This is a genomic window from Nostoc sp. (assembly GCF_036917775.1).
Classification (GTDB): Bacteria; Cyanobacteriota; Cyanobacteriia; order Cyanobacteriales; family Nostocaceae; genus Nostoc.
The window spans coordinates 68612-89157 of sequence record NZ_JBALEQ010000075.1 but is presented as its reverse complement, the minus strand read 5'-3'; the positions used below and the strand labels follow the sequence as shown (position 1 = coordinate 89157).

Genomic DNA, 20546 nt, shown 5'->3' with positions numbered 1-20546 from the left:
CTCAAGAGTAGCTTTACCTTTTTTAACAATTCTTAGCATTTCCCCGCCTTTGGCTGTTCAGGGAATTCTATTTTAATTTTGTCGTACTTCTACAGCAGGCGGGTATGCCATCGTACTAATTCCTAGTGTAAACAAATTTAGTCGTCATGATGAGATTTAATTGTTGCAAACTATCTACTAGTCATTTGTCACTACGTCAAAGGCTGTGGTGAAAAAAATCATGATTTTGTTGATGAAAATCATGATTTTTTTGATGAAAACCTTAGTTTTACTTCTGAATTATGCTGTAAGTAAATTGGCGCGAAAAAACTCAAGTATGTTACGAAACGTAAATAGGCTTAAAACCTTTACTAATGACAAATGACAAATGACAGTTAGCTTTAATTGCGCCGACCTACTTAACTATTAAACCTCTACCAAAACAGCTTCCCGCAGCTTGGCAATTACATCACTGACATTACCTGTGTTCATCCGGTAACTCAGAGGATGGGCAATCAACCGCGCTGTGCTTTCATACAGGGTAGCGATTTCAATTAAACCATTTTCGCGCATAGTCCGTCCTGTAGAAACCAAATCTACGATCGCTTCCGACATTCCAGTAATCGGGCCTAATTCCACTGAACCATACAAAGGTACGATTTCTACGGGTAAATCTAGACTGTGGAAATATTCACGAGCGCAATTTACATATTTTGAAGCAACTCTACCATGCGGTGGTAAATCTAAAGGCGATCGGTAAGAACTCGATGCTTTTACCGCCACTGACATCCGACAATACCCAAACTGCAAATCTACCAAGTGGGCAACTTGCGGCTGCTTCTCCCGCAGCACATCGTAACCAACAACACCCAGTTGTGCTTGACCATATTCTACATAAACAGGCACATCCTGCGCCCGCACCAACAAAGCTTTTGCAATTCCCTTAGTATCAGGAATTTGAAGTTGGCGAGTTCCTGAATCTAAAAAAGCGCTAAAATCTAATCCCACAGATTGTAGCAAGCGGATGCTATTTTTAAGGAGTTCCCCTTTTGGTAATGCAACAGTCAGCATTCTTTTTCTTAATATCCTTGGCGATCCAGCAGTTGAATAATATCTCTATATGCTTACCACAGCAGCATGAGAATTTTATTAGTTGATGATGAAGTTGAACTAACTGAACCCTTGAGTCGCTTGTTGACTCGTGAGGGTTATATTGTGGATGCCGCTTTTGATGGCACAATTGGCAGCGAATATGCACAAGCAGGTAGTTATGACCTACTAATTTTAGATTGGATGCTGCCAGGAAAAACGGGGTTAGAGATTTGTCAGCAATTGCGACGACAAGGCAAAACCACTCCCGTGCTGTTTCTCACAGCTAAAGATACTCTCGATGACCGTGTAGAAGGTTTAGATGCTGGCGCTGATGACTATTTAGTTAAACCTTTTGAACTGCGTGAGTTACTCGCCAGAGTCCGGGCTTTATTGCGTCGTTCTGGTTCCCAAACCTATGAAACCACCACCGGACGTTTAACCGTCGCTGATTTAGAACTAGATTGTGAAAATCAAATCGCCTATCGCCAAGGACGAATAATTGAGTTATCGCAAAAAGAAAGCCAGTTGCTGCAATATTTTATGGAACACACTGGACAACTAATGACTCATGCCCAAATTATGGAAAATTTGTGGCAAGAAGAAGAACAACCTAGTAGTAATGTGATTGCAGCATTAATTCGTTTGTTGCGTCGTAAGATTGAGGTAGGTAGAGAAACTGCGCTGATTCACACAGTTTACGGCAAAGGCTATCGTTTCGGTGCTTCTTCAGTGGAGTCTGTTTAGCTATCTGTTTCCAACTCATCTCCAGAAATTAATTAGTAGGAGAATCATATTTTTGCCAAAATTTCTTTCCACTCAGAGAGTGAGAGTGGTTGCAACTCTATCTGCATATTAAAACAATCACTAGCTGCGGTGATTAAATCTGCAATAATCTTTTCCACACTCAGACTTTGAGGTAGTTGTACAGTCGTAAAAGATTCTGCACCAAATACTTGAGCAAACAGTTCAGCATTGGGTTGCAAACGAATGGAACCATGTTGCAAAATGGCTCCACTACGTCTTAGTTGAGCGCTACCAATCAGTTTGGTACCATCTGGCAAAACTAAATCTGCACTGGTTGCTGTGCCAAAGCAGTTAGGGTTGTGGATGTAACCTCGCCCTTCTGTACCGTAATGTAATTCTACGCCGAGCGATCGCCATCCTTGAATCAAAAACTCACAAATCTTTTCATACACCTGGAGGCGACTACCCGTAATTCCAGATGTGACTACAGCGTAAGTTAAATCACCTTGGTGTAGTACCGCCCGTCCACCAGTAGGACGTTGTACTAAATCTAATTTCTGCCCTTGCCAAGTCAAATTTTGCCAATCTTCAGGGTATTGGCGTTGATGATAGCCAAGAGAAATGGCAGATGGCGACCAGGTATAAAAGCGCAGAGTGGACGGATGTTTTCCAGACTGGTGCTGTTCTAGTAACCAGTTGTCAATGGCCATCTGCACATTACCAGCCGCCTCTAGCAAAGGAATTAGTCGCCACACCAGCTTGCTATACATTTAATGCAGTATCAGCCCAATCCAAAATCCAAAATTCCTTAAGTTGCACCAAATTCAGTTTGTAAGGCTTCATCGTTGTTATCAGCGATTGTTGCCACAATGGTAATCAGTCGAGACACTTCGCCGGGAGATAACTCTGCTAAGGTGCGTGTTGAGATTACAACCACTTTGTTTTCTATAATACCAAAACGCGCTTCAAAAGTGCTGGAGCAGTTCAACTCCAACAGATAACGCAGCAATCTGGGTTCATCTTTAGCAGGTAAATTTAGCACCGCAGACCAAACCGTTATGGTATCTTCATCGGTTGTACCGTTGAGTTGGACATATACTTGCACACTTCCATACTTAAACTTCCAGAGATAGCCACCCTCTGGAGTATGGCTAACCATCGCACTATCATCTTGTTCCAAAGAGTCGATGACATTTTCAATTACCTCCAGATGGTTAATGCCTGTAGTCTCGGCGATTAACTCATTAATGGATTCATCACTAGTTACGGTTTCTTGGTAGCTTGCCATACAGATTCTTTTCTCAATATACTTGCTGTTTCATCTACACATACTTTATAACTTGTGGAGGCAGTTAGCTTCAGCTTCCTTTTGGGTCTACTTTCCAAATAGCCTGGAATATAGCAAGAATTTTTTCACCTGGGAACTGGTACTTGATTAATTACCGACGCAATTACCGCATCCATTTGTAAACCATCTAGCATTGCTTCTGGTTTCAAAATGAGGCGATGACGCAGCAATGGCGATGCAACTGCTTTCACATCATCTGGTGTGACAAAATCTCTACCAGCTAACCACGCTAATGCTTGAGATGTCTGCAACCAAGCACCGGCGGCGCGAGGTGATGCACCCAAGGTTAAATCGGGATATTGACGCGATATTCTCACCAAGGCTAACAAATAATCAACGATCGCTTCTGATACTTTAACTTCTTTGACTGCTTGTCGTGCTTGTAAAATGTCGGCTACTGTTGCGATCGGTTTCAAACGGCTAATATCCAAACGTCTTGCTGAAAACCCAGCCTGACGATTGAGTAACATTTGCTTTTCCGCAGCTTGATCTGGGTAATCTACCACTAACTTAAACAAAAATCTATCCAACTGCGCTTCTGGTAAAGGATAAGTCCCCTCAAATTCCAGTGGGTTTTGGGTTGCAATCACCCAAAATAAATCTGGTAAGGGCAAACTTTCACCATCCAATGTTACCTGCATCTCTTCCATCGCTTCTAGCAGTGCTGCTTGTGTCTTGGGAGGAGTCCGGTTGATTTCGTCTGCTAGCAGGACTTCGGTAAATATTGGCCCTTTTTTCAAAGTGAAATTGCGGCTATTCAAGTCAAAAATATTTGTCCCAGTAATATCTGAAGGTAAGACATCTGGTGTTAGTTGAATTCTGCGAAAATCCCCTTGAATTAACTGTGCTAATACTTTTACTAACAGAGTTTTACCAGTTCCTGGTACTCCTTCTAAAATTACGTGCCCACCCGCTAGTAGTGCTACTAAAAGTTGTTGTATTAGGCTCGATTGTCCAACAACTACTTGATTAAGACCTTGACCAAGACGAATTAAGATAGGATGAGTTTCGCTCATATTTTTTACTGATAAATAACTAATGCGGAAATACTATATCTAATTCCAAAAATTAATTTTTAATTTTTAATTTCCCTAATGCTTCGCCATTTGCCCAACCAGCTTAACAGTTCTCGCTCACTGATGGGTTGTTTGCGAGATTGTAGCTTTAAAACTGCATCTAGTTCTGCTGCACTTATCCCTGTTTTTTCTTTCCAGAAATTGACTAAGGCTTGAGGTTCTAAAAGTACTTGTCCTAATCCCAAGGCTTTTTGTAGTTGGAGTTGTTCTTGTTTACCCACCATCTCGACAACAAAGTCGGTGGTATCAGCTTTCTGCAAGACTCCCGCTAAAGCTTGGATGTATGCTTCGCTATTATCTGTAACTGGTGTATCTAAAGCCACTGGCTTCCCAAAGCGGCGATTCTGGGCCCAAGTTAGCACCAATAGCAGAATACCTACCTGTACTAATATTGGAAATAAAGGAGTTTTAGCAAAAAAGCTAGATAAATTACCTTCGCTTTCTTTCTCCCTGACATCAGCATCCTTATAGCCGTGGATGTATTCATCAACAATTACTGTGTTACTTTTTTCAGTTACTAAACTAGCTAAATACTTGAAATTACTTAAATAATCTTGGTAAGCGTTGGCGGCCAAATAAGGAGTGGTAGAAAAAATTACCTTTCCCTGGTTGTAACTTTTTTCCCAGACAACAGCACCAAAGCGATCGCCTAAATCAACTTGCTTGGAGTTGGCTTTCTGATATCGTCTACGTGTATCAATTTTAATATCACCTTGAGAAGATTTTTGCATAGTGCTAAACTCCGCTTCTGTAACCCGCGCCCCTGCACCCAAAATTACCAAAGTATTCCCTTTTTCTACCCATTCGCGCTCTTGACTATCCAATGCTGTCTCCCTTGGATAGGCGCTTATCTGTAGAAAGGTAACTGGGCTATTTTCTGGCTGAATATCACTAAAAGGTTTTTGCCAACGCTTGATAGAAATTCCTTTCTGTTGCATAAAAGCATACCAAGCACCATACCCATCAGAGGCGCGGTTATAAGTAGAGCCAGTGCTAATTTTTGTATTATTGGGAGCCACTAACAAAGTAAGCAAAACGATCGCAGCTAGTGCGATCGCTCCCATCCAAGCAAGGCGATTTGAACGTTTCATCTTCGACTTTCACAATCATCACTTTGTTTCTGTATCACAAGTGTTAATACTTACTTATTTTTCCGGGAAAGTCAAAAATATCATTACTTTTCTTAAACCTGCATTAAAACACTTGTAGTAAGAAAAAATACAAGCTATTTAAATAAAAATACTTTTATTTGGAAGTCGTAAAAAACCCCACCTCTTTTACCAGGTGGGGTTAGTATACTGACTAAGGCTATTTAAACTCACATAATATCATTCAAATTGCACAAGCGATCGCCCCGATACAACAATAAAACCGACAGAATCAAGCCTAATCTGGGGTTGGCGAATCCCTTCTAGAATGGCTGCATTTAAAGCAGTTTCTATCTTCAATTCTTCAGCTAGGGCATTATCCCAGCTTTGCTGGTTCAAACGCAGGCGTAATTGCTCTACTCTATTGGCTAATTTCTTTTCGGCAACCTTAGCACAACTTTGGCACAAGTCAATAAAATCGGGACGATTTGAAAGTAATTCCGCAGAAGTGTTACGTACTTGATAGCAGAAATTTTGCCATTTACTAGGGTCAACAAAATCGTCAATAATTCCTAAGCGCTCTTTTGCCAGATTGTAATCTCGTCCTTGATTATTGTTTTTATCTTTATATGGACGTTGCAGAATACTTAAGAGAGCTTTATCTTCAACAACGCGGATTGGCTCATTGCGACCATCAACATAGATAGTTTCTATAATTGGCGGAAATAGAGCATCAACACGTCGTTGCAAGTTTTTGAATTGAGAACTATCAAGTTTGTTATCGAGTAAAACTTGCTTGGCAATTCTTAAATTGGCCTCAACTACATAATTGCATTGAAAACCAAACCACTCCTTCCCTTCTTTCGCATCCCAAGATGAATCAGTGCGCCACATTGCAAAGGCTTCACCTCGGTCATCCCAGTTTATATAGTTCCAGAGTGCTTCGACAAATCCTTCCCCAACTCGAAAGAGTTTAATCCCAGGATTCTGGTTTGCTACCCTGCGATTATAAGTACCAAATTGGTCTAGGTAACTATCAGCAAAACGGTTTTTTAACTCATTTATGGGAACCAATGTCCGCGTTGAGGGTTGATAACGTCGCATCTCTGATGAGTCGGGGTTATTGAGTCCTCTAAATCCCAACGCCTCACAAATCCAACCTTCAATTGCTCGTTTCATTTCTAGATGACAAGCATCATAATTATCGAGGTCTTGAAAATACTCGGTGGCAATTTCATCGTTAGCGTCAATTTCATCGAGAGCATTTTGTTCGCTAATTTTTGCAATTTCGGCTTCAATTTGCTCTTGAATTGGTGAAATCATCTCTAACAAGCCAGCAGCACTTGATTGAAATAAAGCTGTTTCTAATTCTGCAAGTTTATCATCTACATAAAACTGTAAACTCGCAATTGATTGCTGGAAAATCCCAAAGCCATCTTTTAATACTTGATACCAAGCATTGTGAGGGCTATCTTCCAAATAGGGGCCAATCAAGACACAAGATTGAACTCCAATTTTGCTGCCAATGCGGTCAAGTCTGCCAAGTCTTTGCTCTAATTGATTCGGCGACCAAGGAAGGTCAAAATGAATTAACCAATCGGCAAATTGGAGGTTAAGCCCTTCTTCTCCTGAGCGATCGCATACTAGAATAAAGCAGTTTGGGTTATTCCTAAACTTATTTAAGCCTTCCTCAACTTTGTCTGGTGATTCTCCAAATTGATGTTTGACGATTGTCTCTGCACCAAAGGTATCCGACAAATACCGGACTATTTCGCCACAACTTTGGACAAAACTGGTGAATACAATAAATTTGGGCAGAATATCGCCAGTAATTGGTCTCTTGATTCTCTGCTGTATTCTCGTGATGAATTCCTTTTGATTCTTCCGAACGTTTGCGGGAATTTTGAAGTATGTACCTAGCTGATTCAGCAGTACAGTTTTCAAATTTTCCGTCCGTCCTCCGTCTTCTTGGGGTTGACGAATAATTTTAAGGAAGGATTGCAGAATCTCTTCTTCCCCGGAGAATTTGGGGGTTGTAGTTAATAGGCGAAGATCATCTTCTTTAAACTCCTGGATGAGTTTAGCATCAGGCTTACCAGTTAAGCGGGCGGTAATTACCTGCTCTAAAACGCCTAACCAAGTACCAGCCGCTAGAAATAACACCAGAAAAATTCGCTGATATGGCTGTTCAGCAGGAGCAACACTCCGCCATTGATTCAGTAGTTCGTGGATATCAGGCGATCGCTCGTCTAAATCGTACTCTTCTTTGGGTGTAAAATTGCGATCAAATATCACATCTTCTACCGCCGCGCGACGGTTGCGAAGCATTCGGCGGTGTAGTCGATAGATATCGCTGACGTGAGTACGAATCGCTTGGACGATTTGATCTTGCTCTGGAGAATTTGCTTGTAAACAATTTTCTAAATCATCCGCCAGCTTCAGGAAATACTCATCCTCAGCTAAGAGGTTTCGTAGTTGCTGCAAGTTGCTTTTGAGAACAACGGGTTCAGCATCTTCTTTGAAAGAAAGCAGAAGTCTACCAATTTCTTGACGGCTTTCAACTTTGGCGCGAAAACCTTCTAAATCACCAATTTTATAGGTTGCTGGGTCGAGCAAGTGCAACATTGCCAAGAAATCTTGCTCATGATTGAGAACAGGAGTGGCAGATAATAAAAGTAAGCGATCGCTTTTATGAGCCAGTTCTTTACAAGTCTGAAAACGCTGGCGCACGGTTGCGTCCTTGGAAGTCGCCATTGCTGCGATATGATGAGCTTCATCTAAAATCAAGCAGCCTATCCTCGCTTTCAGGTTGATTTTATGGATATCTTCAACCGCCAGCACCGCTACCCGTTTGCCAAAATGGGAAATGTAAAACTTGTTTTCTAACTCAGTCCGCCATTGTTTGAGCAAGTATTGCGGAACTAATACCACGGCACCTCTTTTCGGTTCATCCAAGAGGAATTGACGCAGAATCGCACCCGCTTCGATGGTTTTTCCGAGTCCCACCTCGTCTGCTAGCAAGTAGCGTTGAATTGGGTCTTCCAGTACCCGCCGCACTACTTCAACTTGGTGAGGATAAAGATTAATATTTGCCGAAATCAGTCCTGTCATCCCGCGACTAACAGCGCGTTGCTTAATCAAGGATTTGACGAAAGCTAATCTTTTGTCGTGGAAGTAGGGTGTTTCGTGACCCTTCATCGCTAGAGTTTCGATGGGGTCTGTGTTTGGCAGATTACAACGAACGTAAATGTCTTCTTCAGTAGCGATCGCAGTTTTCTTATCTGGTAAATCAATTTGATACATTTCTGTATCTTCATCCCAAATGAAAACTCTCCCAACTATCCATTTATCCTGAGTTTGGTACTTAATATAGCATCGAGCCTGTGGTTCAAGTCTGACTTCAGAGAGAGAACTTAAAGGTAAAGTTTTTTGAAGACGTTGCCCTATAGAGCAGAAATACTCAACATTTGCATTGGTATCAGATATTTCCGTAACTTTGCCGATACCCAAAGAGTTATTCTGGGACTGTACCAATAAACCGAGCTTAATCATAGATCCAGTCCCCTGAACACACTAAAAGAACCTTCCAGACTAGTTTTTTCACCTATATCTGGTAGTTTTGTCGATCAACATTATAGATAATAAACTGGCATTACTGTTTTTCGTTTTAGCGATGTCTACGACGGGCTACGCCTACGCTCCACCACATCTAACTAGTAAAATCAGCCTAAAGGTTGATTTGCATTTTAAATGCACCAGGACGGATTAACATTGTCAGCCGACGTATTGATATTGTAAACCGACGTATTGGCATTGTCAGACGACGCATTGATATTGTAAACCGACGCATTGACATTGTAAGCCGACGCATTGGCATTGTCAGACGACGCATTGGCATTGCATTGGATTGCAGGGTATTACCAAATTAATTCGCTACGAATTCAATGAAATACTGTACTTAGGTGATTATGTGGCGCAATAGATTCACGCTTTGCCTTGATAACACCAGGGTACAATTAAGATGATGTAGTTTTATTTAGTATGAAGAAAATCCGAGACAACACAATTAAGTTAAACCAATATTTAAAGTTGATGGGTATAGTGCCAACTGGAGGACAAGCCAAGCTAATGATTCAAGGTGGCGATGTGCAAGTAAACGGTATGCTGGAAACCCGACGAGGGCGGAGGCTAGTACCGGGTGATAAAGTGACAATAGAAGGAAAGACTTTAGAGGTGAATTTGGATAACAATGAAGATCAAAATGTAGTAATAGATTTTCCTGAACAAACCGAGTAAAAATTTTTATCCCAAATTGAAAAGTTCCTCTTTTGCCTTGTGAGCGATGCTGCAAATTTCCAATAAAGTTATAATCCCCCAGAGTGAGATTGAAATTAGTGCGATTCGTTCGCAAGGAGCAGGAGGCCAGAATGTAAATAAGGTTTCCACAGCAATTCACTTACGCTTCGATATTGTCGCTTCATCATTACCAGATTATTATAAAGAACAGCTTTTAAAGCTGAACGATCGCCGCATCACCCAAGAAGGAGTTGTTGTCATCAAAGCACAGGAACACCGAAGCCAAGAAAACAATCGGGAATCAGCTTTGAAACGACTTCAAGAACTCATTCAAAGTGCAGTTGTCGTGACGATAAAACGCAAACCCACAAAACCAACTCGCAGTTCTCAAAGAAAGCGCCTTGACTACAAAACTAAGCGTGGACAGGTTAAGTCTAACAGAGGACAGGTGACAGAATTTTAGATTTTAGCTAGCTTTAAAAATCTGTTCGGCAGTTAAATTTAACTCTGGAAAAGTAGGCGAGACGATGGGATCGCTAGCTCTAAATTGAGTAATTTGGTACTCACTATCGATTAATTGATAAATGGATATAGTAGGCTGTTTAGAATTGCCAATAAACTTTCTAGCGCCTATAGCCGCGTAATCTATAATCCAATATTCAGGAATACCTATGGCTTCATAATCAGCTAATTTTTTGTAGTAATAATCCCGCCAATTACTACTAACAACTTCAATAACTAATGGAATAGATACCGCTTGAGATACAGTCGATTCCTTTTTCCATAAAGGCTCATTCACTAAATTTGGTCGATTGATTATTAATATGTCTGGTGAATAAGCTGATTCACCTTCAAGTGGTTTTACTAATACAGTTTTTGGAATGTAATAAGGTAAATTTAGACGCTTGATATCAGCAGATATATTCTAGTGCCAAAAAACCGACAACATCTTCATGATCGCCCGTTGGTTGTGCCATTTCAACAATCACACCATCATGTAATTCGTATCTTCTGCCCTCGGGCCGCCACGCTGCAAAATCTTCAAAAGTTACTAGTTTACGTAAAGCTTGAATCATAATTTATTGTCCCCCTAAGTAAGTTGCTAGAAATAAACAAAATTATGTTATTAAACGTAAACAGGCTTAAAGTCCTTACCAATGATAAAGGACAGCCCTTGCCAGTTAGCTTTAATTGCGCCAACCTACTTACCCCAGATTAGAGATTACGAACTTTCTTAAACCGTTCTTGCGCCGCCTGAAACGCTTCTTGCATCACTAACTGAATTCTTTGGGGATCGGGTTTCTTACCTCCCATTAAATCACCAAAATAAACGCAGGCTGCTTCCCCTAGTGCCCAGGTGTAGGCGGCTGCCCAAGACGCTGCGATCGCACTCCCAAAACCTGGTATAAATTTAATTAATTCCCGTGCGATTGCCTGTGCTAAGAAACCACCTGCGATCGCACTGACAACACCCCCCGCCTGTGATGGTGTAATTGTCTGTCCATATAATTTACCCAACAGTCCCACCATTGATACTTGCAAGGCAGTTAGTACAGGCATTGTGGCAAATGGCAAAGGTACAGCCGCAAGAGTTGCAGACATAATTGCAAATGGCAAAATATAACGGCGTGCTGCATCTCGATAAAGGTTGCCAAGTTGCTTTCCGGCTTCTTCTCGATCTAATAGCTGATAAATCGCCTGCGCTTCTGCTTGTGGGAGTAGTTCTGCCAAAGAATCTCGCAGTGCTTCTAAGCCATAAAATACCGGATCGTAGCCATCTTCTTCTAGGGTAAAGTCAATGAGTACAGAGCGGTCAGTTATCCCGGCGAAGGCTTGCTGCATTGCCACAAATGCGCGGTTGACTTCTTGATAATCTGGCGGATAGGCAGGATGATCGACAATATCAACAGGATAAACCTCATGCAAGCAAGTAACTACTAGCAGACAGGGAATATTTGGATACTGCTGGCGTAACTTTTGAGCAATTTGTCGGAGTGTATCAGTTGCAAAATCATTGATTTTGACCGTCAAAAGGAGGATTCTGGCGGAAGCAGTTTCTTTTTGTAAATCGCCAACTAACTCCTGAATGATTGTTTGAGTATCTTGGTTGACATCACCTAGTCCCACCGTATCAGTAAAAACTAATAGCGGCAGGTCATTGGAAGGATAGGCATAGCGCTGCGTGTGTTGCGTGTGCGGACGAAAACCTTGACCAATAATCTCAGCCGAAACTCCTGTCAATCCCCGGACAATTGAACTTTTCCCGGCTTGGGGTTTACCAATCAGCAATGCTTCTGTGGTTGGTAGTTCGGCTCGGATTTTCTCTAAAATCTCCGCAACCTGAGTTTCACTGACACTAAACCATCCAACAACCGTTTGTGACAGTTGTTCTACGGGTAGGAGTTTGGTTAAACGTGTTGTTGCTGTGTTCCAGACACCACCAATGCGGTTTGTCCAAGAATTATCAACCGACTTGGTAGTTGTTCCATCGGTCGGTTCACTCAATTGCTGAGAATCATCTTGCTCAGTCATTCCCATGAAAACGGTAGATAGAATTAAAACTACATCTTGTCTATATTTATCGTACTGTTAAACTTGGCTCAGTTTAGGTTAATTTACCGAAGAAAGGCAGAGGGCAGGAGGCAGAAGGCAGGAGGAAGAAAATATATTTTTTGTTCTCTGCCAAACGGGTTTAAAGCTAGGGTGTTGACTTTGTGAGAAATTAGTCCAAAAATTTTCATGCAATTTCCGTGTCGTTATTTGAGGCAGTAAACACGGTTCTTCTCTTTGAAAGCATAGATTGACCGAAAACTTGATCGGACCAGGCTTCAAGATCAAGATACCGAACTGTTTCTAAGGCAAGTTTTACAACAGATCCTGTCAACTTCATAGTAGATAAAGAAATGCTCAAAATCATCTGGCCTATCTGCTTGAAAGGACATCGAGAAGAAAACTGTTTATATTTGCCAAAAAGCGATTCAATCACATCAGAAGTTGCAAGAATTGTGCGTCCTGGCTGAATTTGAGAGCTTTCAATTGTCAAATATTCTGTAATTTTTAGTTGAAAGTTAACTAAAGAATCAGTTCCCATTGATAACTGCTGTAAATTCAAAAAGCTGCTTGATTGTTCATTAAGCCCACAAATTTTAAGTTGAGTCTCTACAACTCGAGTCATTTTAACCATCAGCTTCCAAATGCTGAGTGATTCTTGGTAATTGATTAACCATCCTAATTTATCTTTTAATTTCTGGTACAGAATGGAAGACTCAATATTTGGTAAAAGTTCTACTATTGTGTCTACTGGAGATTCTAAAATCTTAGTAGCCCAATTAATCAACCTTTCAATATTAAAATAACGGCATTGTGAACGTTGAGATGGGGGAGATAAAAAAGATAATTCTGTTTGTTGTAGTTGTTGCCGACATCGTGTACATTGCTGGATAAAAGATTGATATTTCTCATCGGCTACTAACTCATGCTTGAGCAATAAAGCCATTGCATGAGTCACATCATAGGTGTAAATTACTTCTGAATAATTTTCTTGATACAATTTGATTCCTTTTTGGATATCACTGCCGTGGTCAGCTATTATTTGTATTGGACGACCAACTTTTTTCGTTAGTTCAGAGAGTTTTTGCTCGATTATCTCTCCTTTCGTCGAACACATAATTTCTAATGCAAGAAGTTCAACATCTTGATGTCTTAATCCTCGTTTTAAAGGAAAAATTTCTGATTCAAGTAGTTGTTGTGAAACTCCCAAAACTACAAAAGCTTTTTCTGATCCTAGTTCTACAGTCAAATCTACGATAAATATCCAATCACTTCGATATTCTTTTTCTCTGTTGAGTTCGTATAGCCCAATTCGCCCTAACCATTTTCTAATACTACTAAAGCTTGGAGTCTCATGTTTAGAAAAATCAACGTACAACTCAAAAGTTTTCTCAACTCCTCGCAAACTATTGCCACAATTGATAACTTGCTGTACTGATATTTGAATTGTTTCGACTGAATAATGATGTCCCTTCGCTATCTGAACAAGAGCCTGTCCACTTGTTTCCAAATTACTTAGAGCGCTTGTAACTATCTCTTTTTTTTTCGTCCCCTATCTCAATATTCTGTTTGAGTAGCTTTGATTCTGCAATTTTTGCTCTGCTTTTCCAATAGTCTCGTGAGGCTGATAAATCTCTGACTTTTATTTCTAATGCTCTAAGTTTTTTCTGTTTTTCCAAAGCTCTCTCTTTCCAATTGTCTCGACCGTTGCGAAACAATCTTGCTAATCGGCTGGTTGGGCTTTTAAACTCTTGCATTAACTTTTGTCAAGCTACGTACTTCTTGCATGAAAATTTACCACCTTAAAACCCTTAGAGTCAACACCCTAGTTTAAAGCCCCTAAATTTATTTATGAATAAAGATAAAAAGTGTATTTTGAGACGCGCAGCCCAAAAAATACAGCGTCTATTATAAATCCCCTAAATTTATTTATGGGGATTACCTCCTGCCTCCTTAATCATCATAAAGTTCAGTTTCTTCACCCGATTTCATTACTCCAAAAGTTGTTTCACCCTAGCTAAGGCTTCCTCTCCAGGAATGGGTATAACTGTACCACTTTGGACTTCATCTCTACGCTTCTTAGCTTCATCTGTCCAAAGCATTTGAAGTGTTTCATCTACATCAAATTCAAGACTTTCAACCAGTTTTTCTGCCAACAATGCTCTTGATGCACTGGGCAAAGCTAAGGCTTCTTTCATGATCTGCTCAACAGATGACATAATTCCTGAAAGCATAGGACTATCCAGAGTCTAGCAGGAAAATAGTAGACGTGGTAGCTTTTGGAAAGCCCCTCAGACGCTTACCTGTATCAGCTTGGCTCAATCAAATCAACGATCGCTTTCACCAATACATCTGGATCTACTGGTTTAGAAATGTGCATTTGAAATCCGGCTGCTAGTGCTTGCTGCTGATTCATTTCACCTGCATAAGCTGTCAAAGCGATCGCTGGTACGCTTCCTCCTTCTTGCGGCGATCGCGATCGCACTTCCCGCATCAGCATATAACCGTCTGTCTTGGGCATTCCAATATCACTAATTAAAACATCTGGTATCGACTCAGATAACGCCTTTAATGCTTCCTGTGCTGAAGATACAGAGGTTACTTGTACACCGTAGTCTTGCAAAATGAAGCTCACTAAGTCGCGGATATCTGGTTCATCGTCCACCACTAAAACTTGAGTGTCCGAAAGGAGTGAGGATTCAGGCTGAGAATTTAAAGACTCCTTCTCTTCCCGCCTAACTTGTTCACTTCTCACTAAAAGCGGTACTTCAACAGTGAAGGTTGCACCCAATCCTTCTCCAGCACTTTCGGCTTGAACTTTTCCCCCGTGCATTTCTACAACCTTACGCACGATTGCTAATCCTAAACCTAGTCCGCCAAATGTGCGGGTAGTTGTACCATCAGCTTGGCGAAAGTAATCAAACACGAATGGTAAAAAGTCTGGGTTAATTCCCTTACCTGTATCGCTGACTTGAATTTGAATCTGATTACTAGCTTCCATGAGTCGAATTTCTACTCGTCCTCCGGTTGGGGTAAATTTTACCGCATTAGAAAGCAGGTTCCACACAACTTGCTGGAGCCGATTAGGATCGCCCATAACTTGTCCTAAACTGGCATCAAATATGGTCTGAATTTGAATTGATTTAGCTTCTGCTGCTAGCCGTACCGTTTCTAGTGCTGCTTCAACTACCATTACCAAGTTCACTGGACAGATATTTAAGTTTAATTTTCCTTGGAGAATGCGAGACACATCCAACAAATCTTCAATTAACTGGGTTTGTAACTTGGCGTTGCGTTCAATGGTTTCCAAGGCGCGGTTAGTAGTTTGTTCATCAAACTTGCGACTCCGTAACATTTTCGACCATCCCAGGATAGGGTTGAGTGGGGTTCGCAGTTCATGAGAGAGAACCGCCAGAAACTCATCTTTAATTTTGTTGGCGATCTCTGCTTGTTGGCGTGCTGTCCTTTCGCATTGGAGGAGGCGATCGCATTCTTTTTCAGCCAATTTGCGATCGGTAATATCTAGTACAAAAGCAACACCATGCTCTTGGGAGTCATTCAGCAAGGCTATGCCCAAAACAATTGGGACTCGCTTACCATTACGGTGGATGTACTCTTTCTCGTAAATTTTGGAAACTCCAGTGGTTTGCACCTCCAAAATGGCGCGATCGTCTAAATACTTGTATTCAATAGGAGTAAGTTCTCGCCAATTAACTTTACCTAAAAGAGTAAACTCCTCATGAGTGTAGCCAGCTAGTTGAAGAAAGGCATCATTGGCATCCATAACGAAGCCATCCACATTCCAAAAAGCAACCCCGATTAGGTTAGACTCAAACAAACGCCGAAATCGAGCTTCACTTTCGCGTAATGATTTTTCTGCCCGTTTGTGTTCGGTAATATCACGAGAAACAGTAATTACGCCTTCAATACTTTGCTTTAAATTCCGTAATGGTGTCAGAATGTATTCATAATAATGCACTCCATTAGCAGTTACATATTTGCACTCATCTTTGATGGGCTGCCCAGTTTTAATCACAGCTTTTAGTTGATTGTCTACCTGCTCTACAAGCTCTGTAGGTAAATCCATGTCTTGCAAAGTCTTTCCGACAAGTTCCTGGGGTTTAAAACCTAATATGGTAGCTGCATCACGACTAACATACTGATAGCAACCTCTGCGATTAAAGATATAAATGTGATCGACTGAGGCGGTGAGGATAGCATTTAAAACATTTGCCTGTTCTTGGACTTGTGTGGTTAGTTCACGAGTGCTTTCTTCAGCCTGTTTGCACACAGTAGTTTCCATACAAACGCCGATCATTCGCACCGCTTGTCCTTGCTCATCATAGATAAATTTTCCCTTGGCAGAAATCCAATGTACACTTTGGTCTGAGCGAATTATCCTAAATTCATCGTTGTAGTCAGTTTTTTGTGCCAAAGCGTAGCCGATCCGTTGCATTACAGATTGCTTGTCTTCAGGATAAACGCACTTTTGAAACGTTTCATAAGGCCCATCAAAACTACTTGGAAGTAGACCAAAAAGCAATTCATAATTTTCAGACCAGATGACTTGGTTGGTTAAAATATTCCAATCCCATAAGCCCATCTGAGAAACATCTAGAGCTAGCCTCAGCCGTTCTTCACTATTTTTCAGGATTACTTCTAACTGCTGTCGCAGTGCAATTTCTTCTTGGAGTTGCTGTAAAGTCACTGCCACATCTGTCGTCACATTTAAGCCTGTAGACTTCTCCTGCTCCAGATGGCATTCAATCTCATATTCTAAAACTGAAATATGTGAACTTTGCGCTGATGTTGCCAGTTTCCTTAATTGCTCTTCTAGTTCTACTTGCCTTTGCTGATAAAATATTTCTGCTTGCTCTAACTCAGCTACACGCTGCCGTAAAACTGCTAATTCATCAGTAAGTTTAGAATTAATTTTATCAACATTTGGCATTTTAATTAACCGCTAATAACTGAAAATAACCCGACTTGAAGAGTAGGCATACCCTAGTTTTAGCAGTATGAATTTTTAAGCTAAAAAATGCAATCCATCAAAAGGCACATAAGAGTTTTAATCAAAAGATATTCTCTGGTATTTAAGAGCCATGTTTAAAAGATTAAAACAAATCAATTATCTCTTCAATCGGATGAAAGCTGCACCAGCCAATAATCCCACAACCTGCCCCCAGAAGACAACACCCGATTGATTTACGCCAATGGGGGGAATATTTAAACTGCCGATACCATAAAATAACTGTTGCACAAACCACCAAAATATATAGACAAAGGCGGGAAGTTCGATAGGAATATACACAATAATTAACGGTAAAATGGTGTCGATTTTAGCTTTAGGAAACTTCATAATGTATGCCCCTAAAATAGCTGCGATCGCGCCATTGCCGCCAATTAATGGTACTGTCAAACTCGGTTCAATCAGAATTTGTACAACCCCTGTTAAGATACCAGCCGCCAGATAAAATCCAAGATAGCGTCTGTGTCCCAAGATATTTTCTACAGTTTTACCAAAAACCCACAGAAATAGTAGATTTCCCAATATCTGGCTAAAACTACCGTGCAGAAATATTCCAGAAAGTAGTGAAAATACCCGCCAAATTACAATTATCCAAGCAGCATTGTTATTAAAGAATACATTTGCAATTGCCCCACTAATTTGGGCTGGAATCACACCCCAACTATTGACAAAATAGCCCAATGTATCACTAAGTTCTAGTTGGATTTCCCATAAAAATATGGTAATGTTAATGCCAATTAGCCAATAATTAATAATCGGCTTATTCCAACAACGGATATTATCACTAATAGGAATCATACTAATTCGTAATTCGTAATTCGTAATGGGCTACGCTAACGTAATTCATATTTAAGAAACACCAAATATTCTTATCTGCTTCCCTATTCCCCATTCCCTATTCCCCATTCCCCCCATAACCCTTAACGTGTGGCAAGATTGAAATCAGATCGCATCGCACTTAAGTAGGCAAACGAGATGCTAGGAAACACACTTGTTGGAAGATACCAAATTATTAGTAACTTGGGAGGAGGGGGTTTTGGTGAAACCTTTGTTGCTTATGATACTCAATTACCCGGTTCACCTCAATGTGTGGTCAAGAAACTCAAACCCCAAGCAAACGATCCGGTAACTTTAGAGACGGCTAGGCGTTTATTTGATACAGAAGCACAAGTTCTCTATAAATTAGGAACTCACGATCGCATTCCTCAACTTTTAGCTTATTTTGAGGAAAATGCCGAATTTTATCTCGTACAGGAATTAATCGAAGGTCATGACCTGAGTCAAGAATTAATACCAGGTAAAACCCTTAGTCAAGAGCAAGTAATTTCGCTTTTACAAGAACTTTTGACAATTTTAGAATTTGTCCATCAACAGAATGTAATTCACCGTGATGTCAATCCCCGAAATATCCTCAGACGACACCCGGATGGCAAATTAATCTTAATTGATTTTGGTGCAGTTAAACAAATTACTACCCAAGTAATTACTCCCGAAGGTTCAACTAAAGGTACTGTTGCCATAGGTACGCCTGGATATATTCCTGGAGAACAAGCTCATGGTACGCCAAAATTAAGTAGTGATATTTATGCTACGGGAATCATTGCTATTCAAGCTCTCACTGGATTATTACCAGAGGAAATAGTAAAAGATGCTGAGACTAATGAAATTATCTGGCGCGATAAAGCCACAGTAACGCCAGAATTTGCTCAATTCTTAGATAAAATGGTGTGCTACGACTTTCGACAACGCTATCCTTCGGCTACAGTAGCATTAAAAGCACTGAAAGAGTTAACACTACCTCCGGTCGAAACAATAGCGTTAACTCCTATTTCTCTACCCAAAAATCTAACCAAACCACAACCGAAAAAAGGGATTTTAGGTAAAGTTTTACTAACAATATTTTTAGTTGGAATAAGTGGAGTTGCATCAATATTTATTTTTAATCACATTAATTCAAATAACGCTATAGAATTATCCAAACAAGGAAATACACTTTTTGATTTGCAACGCTATCAAGACGCATTAGAAGTATATGAAAAAGCCGTTAATATTAGACCAGATTATGCTCAAGGATGGAATGGTCAAGGCAAAACGCTGTATAAATTAAAAAAATCTAAAGAAGCATTAGCTGCGTATGATAGAGCAATCCAAATTAAGCCAGATTATTTTGAAGCTTGGAGTGGACGCGGTTTTGTCTTGGCAAGTCTACAGCGATATCAAGAAGCGATCGCATCTTTTGATAAAGCCTTACAATTAAATAATGAAAGCTCGGAAGTCTGGAATGCTAAGGGTGAAGCTTTTAGTAGCTTAAACCAATATGACCAAGCAATTAAAGCTTATGAAAAAGCGATTGAATTAAAATCAGATAATTATGAATCTTGGTACAAAAAAGGATTAGCTTTACAAAATTCTAACCGATATGAAGAAGCGATAGCAGCATACCAAAAAGTCGTTGATTTAAAACCAGACTATGAACAAGCTTGGTATAATCTGGGAAATGGACTAGTTAATTTGCAACGCTACCAAGATGCGTTCAACGCTTATGACAAAGCTGTACAATATAAGTCAAATTATTATCAAGCTTGGTTTTCAAGAGGCAACACATTGCTGAATTTGCGACGTTATCCAGAAGCAATTGAATCTTTTAATCAAGTAATTAAATATAATCCTAGTAACTATCAAGCATGGTATAACTTGGGCTGGTCGCTGCATCAAAACCAACGCTATGAAGAAGCAATCAAAGCTTACAATAAAGCTGCGACACTTAAGCCAAGAGACTATCAGCTTTGGTACAATCTGGGAAATTCACAATATATTTTGCAAAAATACGAAGATGCACTCTCATCTTATAATAAGGCCGTTCGTTATAAACCAGACCATTCTGAAAGCTGGTATAGCAGAGGCAATGCTCTACTAAATTTGAAACGGTATCAAGATGCGATCGCATCTTACGATCAAGCAATAAAATACAAGCCTAATTACCAACAAGCTATAGACAGCCGCAATCAGTCCCAGATTCAACTGCAATCCGAGAAACCTAAACCTATAATTGTGCCAGTTATCCCAGTTCCTAATCCTATTAATCCACCGCAGACGACACCATAATATACTCAGAATTTAGACAAAATAATGAAAAAACGAACCGCAAAGGACGCAAAGGACACAAAGAAATAAGAGTTTCGAGAGAGTTATTGCGTAAGTCCTAACACCAAACAATTCGTGATTAATAATTACGAATTGTTAATAACACTTCTTATAGCTAATAATTGGAATTTTAGTTGATTTTAAAGAATATTTTGACATCGCAACTTATAATTCGTGGCATTACTATAAATTTCTTGTTT

Annotated in this window: 16 protein-coding genes and 1 pseudogene; 5 read left to right on the top strand and 12 right to left on the bottom strand. The window is 40.3% G+C overall.

Going from position 1 to position 20546, the window contains the following annotated elements; genetic code table 11:
• Positions 1-405 precede the first annotated feature (405 nt).
• A complete protein-coding gene (gene hisG / locus V7K69_RS13685) occupies positions 406-1050 on the bottom strand; it encodes an ATP phosphoribosyltransferase (RefSeq protein WP_185580497.1) in 645 nt (214 codons plus the stop codon).
• A gap of 66 nt (positions 1051-1116) precedes the next feature.
• Between hisG and rppA the strand changes: the two genes are divergently transcribed.
• A complete protein-coding gene (rppA, locus tag V7K69_RS13680) occupies positions 1117-1815 on the top strand; it encodes a two-component system response regulator RppA (protein WP_335035123.1) in 699 nt (232 codons plus the stop codon).
• A gap of 44 nt (positions 1816-1859) precedes the next feature.
• On the opposite strand, the gene V7K69_RS13675 is transcribed toward rppA, so the two are convergent.
• The 5 genes from V7K69_RS13675 to dpdE all read right to left on the bottom strand — a co-directional run bounded on the left by V7K69_RS13675 (position 1860) and on the right by dpdE (position 8879).
• Positions 1860-2585 (bottom strand): lipoate--protein ligase family protein, encoded by a 726-nt coding sequence (locus V7K69_RS13675; protein ID WP_335035121.1) that lies wholly within the window; start codon positions 2583-2585, stop codon positions 1860-1862.
• Between the two features lie 38 nt (positions 2586-2623).
• Positions 2624-3103 carry a YbjN domain-containing protein gene (locus V7K69_RS13670; protein ID WP_190935596.1) on the bottom strand — a complete coding sequence of 160 codons (480 nt, stop codon included), beginning with the start codon at positions 3101-3103 and terminating at the stop codon, positions 2624-2626.
• Positions 3104-3228: 125 nt separating this feature from the next.
• Positions 3229-4179, bottom strand: coding sequence for an AAA family ATPase (locus V7K69_RS13665; RefSeq protein ID WP_114082403.1), 951 nt, complete (start codon positions 4177-4179; stop codon positions 3229-3231).
• A gap of 59 nt (positions 4180-4238) precedes the next feature.
• Positions 4239-5330: a DUF4350 domain-containing protein gene (locus V7K69_RS13660; protein WP_335035118.1), complete on the bottom strand. Its 1092-nt coding sequence runs from the start codon at positions 5328-5330 to the stop codon at positions 4239-4241.
• 237 nt (positions 5331-5567) lie between these two features.
• Entirely contained in the window at positions 5568-8879 is a 3312-nt protein-coding gene (gene dpdE, locus V7K69_RS13655; RefSeq protein WP_335035116.1) for a protein DpdE, read from the bottom strand.
• Positions 8880-9061: 182 nt separating this feature from the next.
• Here dpdE and V7K69_RS13650 point away from each other — a divergent pair, with 182 nt between their 5' ends.
• From V7K69_RS13650 to arfB, 3 genes are all read left to right on the top strand, one after another.
• Positions 9062-9256, top strand: coding sequence for a hypothetical protein (locus tag V7K69_RS13650; protein ID WP_335035113.1), 195 nt, complete (start codon positions 9062-9064; stop codon positions 9254-9256).
• A 112-nt stretch (positions 9257-9368) separates the two neighbouring features.
• On the top strand, positions 9369-9623 hold the full coding sequence (locus V7K69_RS13645; protein ID WP_012412565.1) for an RNA-binding S4 domain-containing protein: 255 nt from the start codon (positions 9369-9371) through the stop codon (positions 9621-9623).
• A gap of 46 nt (positions 9624-9669) precedes the next feature.
• The gene (gene arfB, locus V7K69_RS13640) at positions 9670-10086 is read left to right on the top strand and encodes an alternative ribosome rescue aminoacyl-tRNA hydrolase ArfB (RefSeq protein ID WP_335035110.1); all 417 of its coding nucleotides are present in this window, start codon (positions 9670-9672) and stop codon (positions 10084-10086) included.
• 3 nt (positions 10087-10089) lie between these two features.
• On the opposite strand, the pseudogene V7K69_RS13635 reads toward arfB, so the two are convergent.
• The 6 genes and pseudogenes from V7K69_RS13635 to V7K69_RS13610 form a co-directional block, all read right to left on the bottom strand.
• A pseudogene (locus tag V7K69_RS13635) lies at positions 10090-10699 on the bottom strand (Uma2 family endonuclease).
• 139 nt (positions 10700-10838) lie between these two features.
• On the bottom strand, positions 10839-12155 hold the full coding sequence (locus V7K69_RS13630; protein WP_335035108.1) for a GTPase family protein: 1317 nt from the start codon (positions 12153-12155) through the stop codon (positions 10839-10841).
• 205 nt (positions 12156-12360) lie between these two features.
• Positions 12361-13551: a hypothetical protein gene (locus V7K69_RS13625; protein ID WP_335035106.1), complete on the bottom strand. Its 1191-nt coding sequence runs from the start codon at positions 13549-13551 to the stop codon at positions 12361-12363.
• Positions 13552-14164: 613 nt separating this feature from the next.
• Positions 14165-14392 (bottom strand): addiction module protein, encoded by a 228-nt coding sequence (locus tag V7K69_RS13620; protein WP_335035104.1) that lies wholly within the window; start codon positions 14390-14392, stop codon positions 14165-14167.
• An 89-nt stretch (positions 14393-14481) separates the two neighbouring features.
• Positions 14482-17124: a hybrid sensor histidine kinase/response regulator gene (locus tag V7K69_RS13615; protein WP_335035102.1), complete on the bottom strand. Its 2643-nt coding sequence runs from the start codon at positions 17122-17124 to the stop codon at positions 14482-14484.
• 177 nt (positions 17125-17301) lie between these two features.
• Positions 17302-18000 (bottom strand): rhomboid family intramembrane serine protease, encoded by a 699-nt coding sequence (locus V7K69_RS13610; protein ID WP_335035100.1) that lies wholly within the window; start codon positions 17998-18000, stop codon positions 17302-17304.
• A 177-nt stretch (positions 18001-18177) separates the two neighbouring features.
• Between V7K69_RS13610 and V7K69_RS13605 the strand changes: the two genes are divergently transcribed.
• A complete protein-coding gene (locus tag V7K69_RS13605) occupies positions 18178-20307 on the top strand; it encodes a tetratricopeptide repeat protein (protein WP_335035098.1) in 2130 nt (709 codons plus the stop codon).
• Positions 20308-20546: the final 239 nt, after the last annotated feature.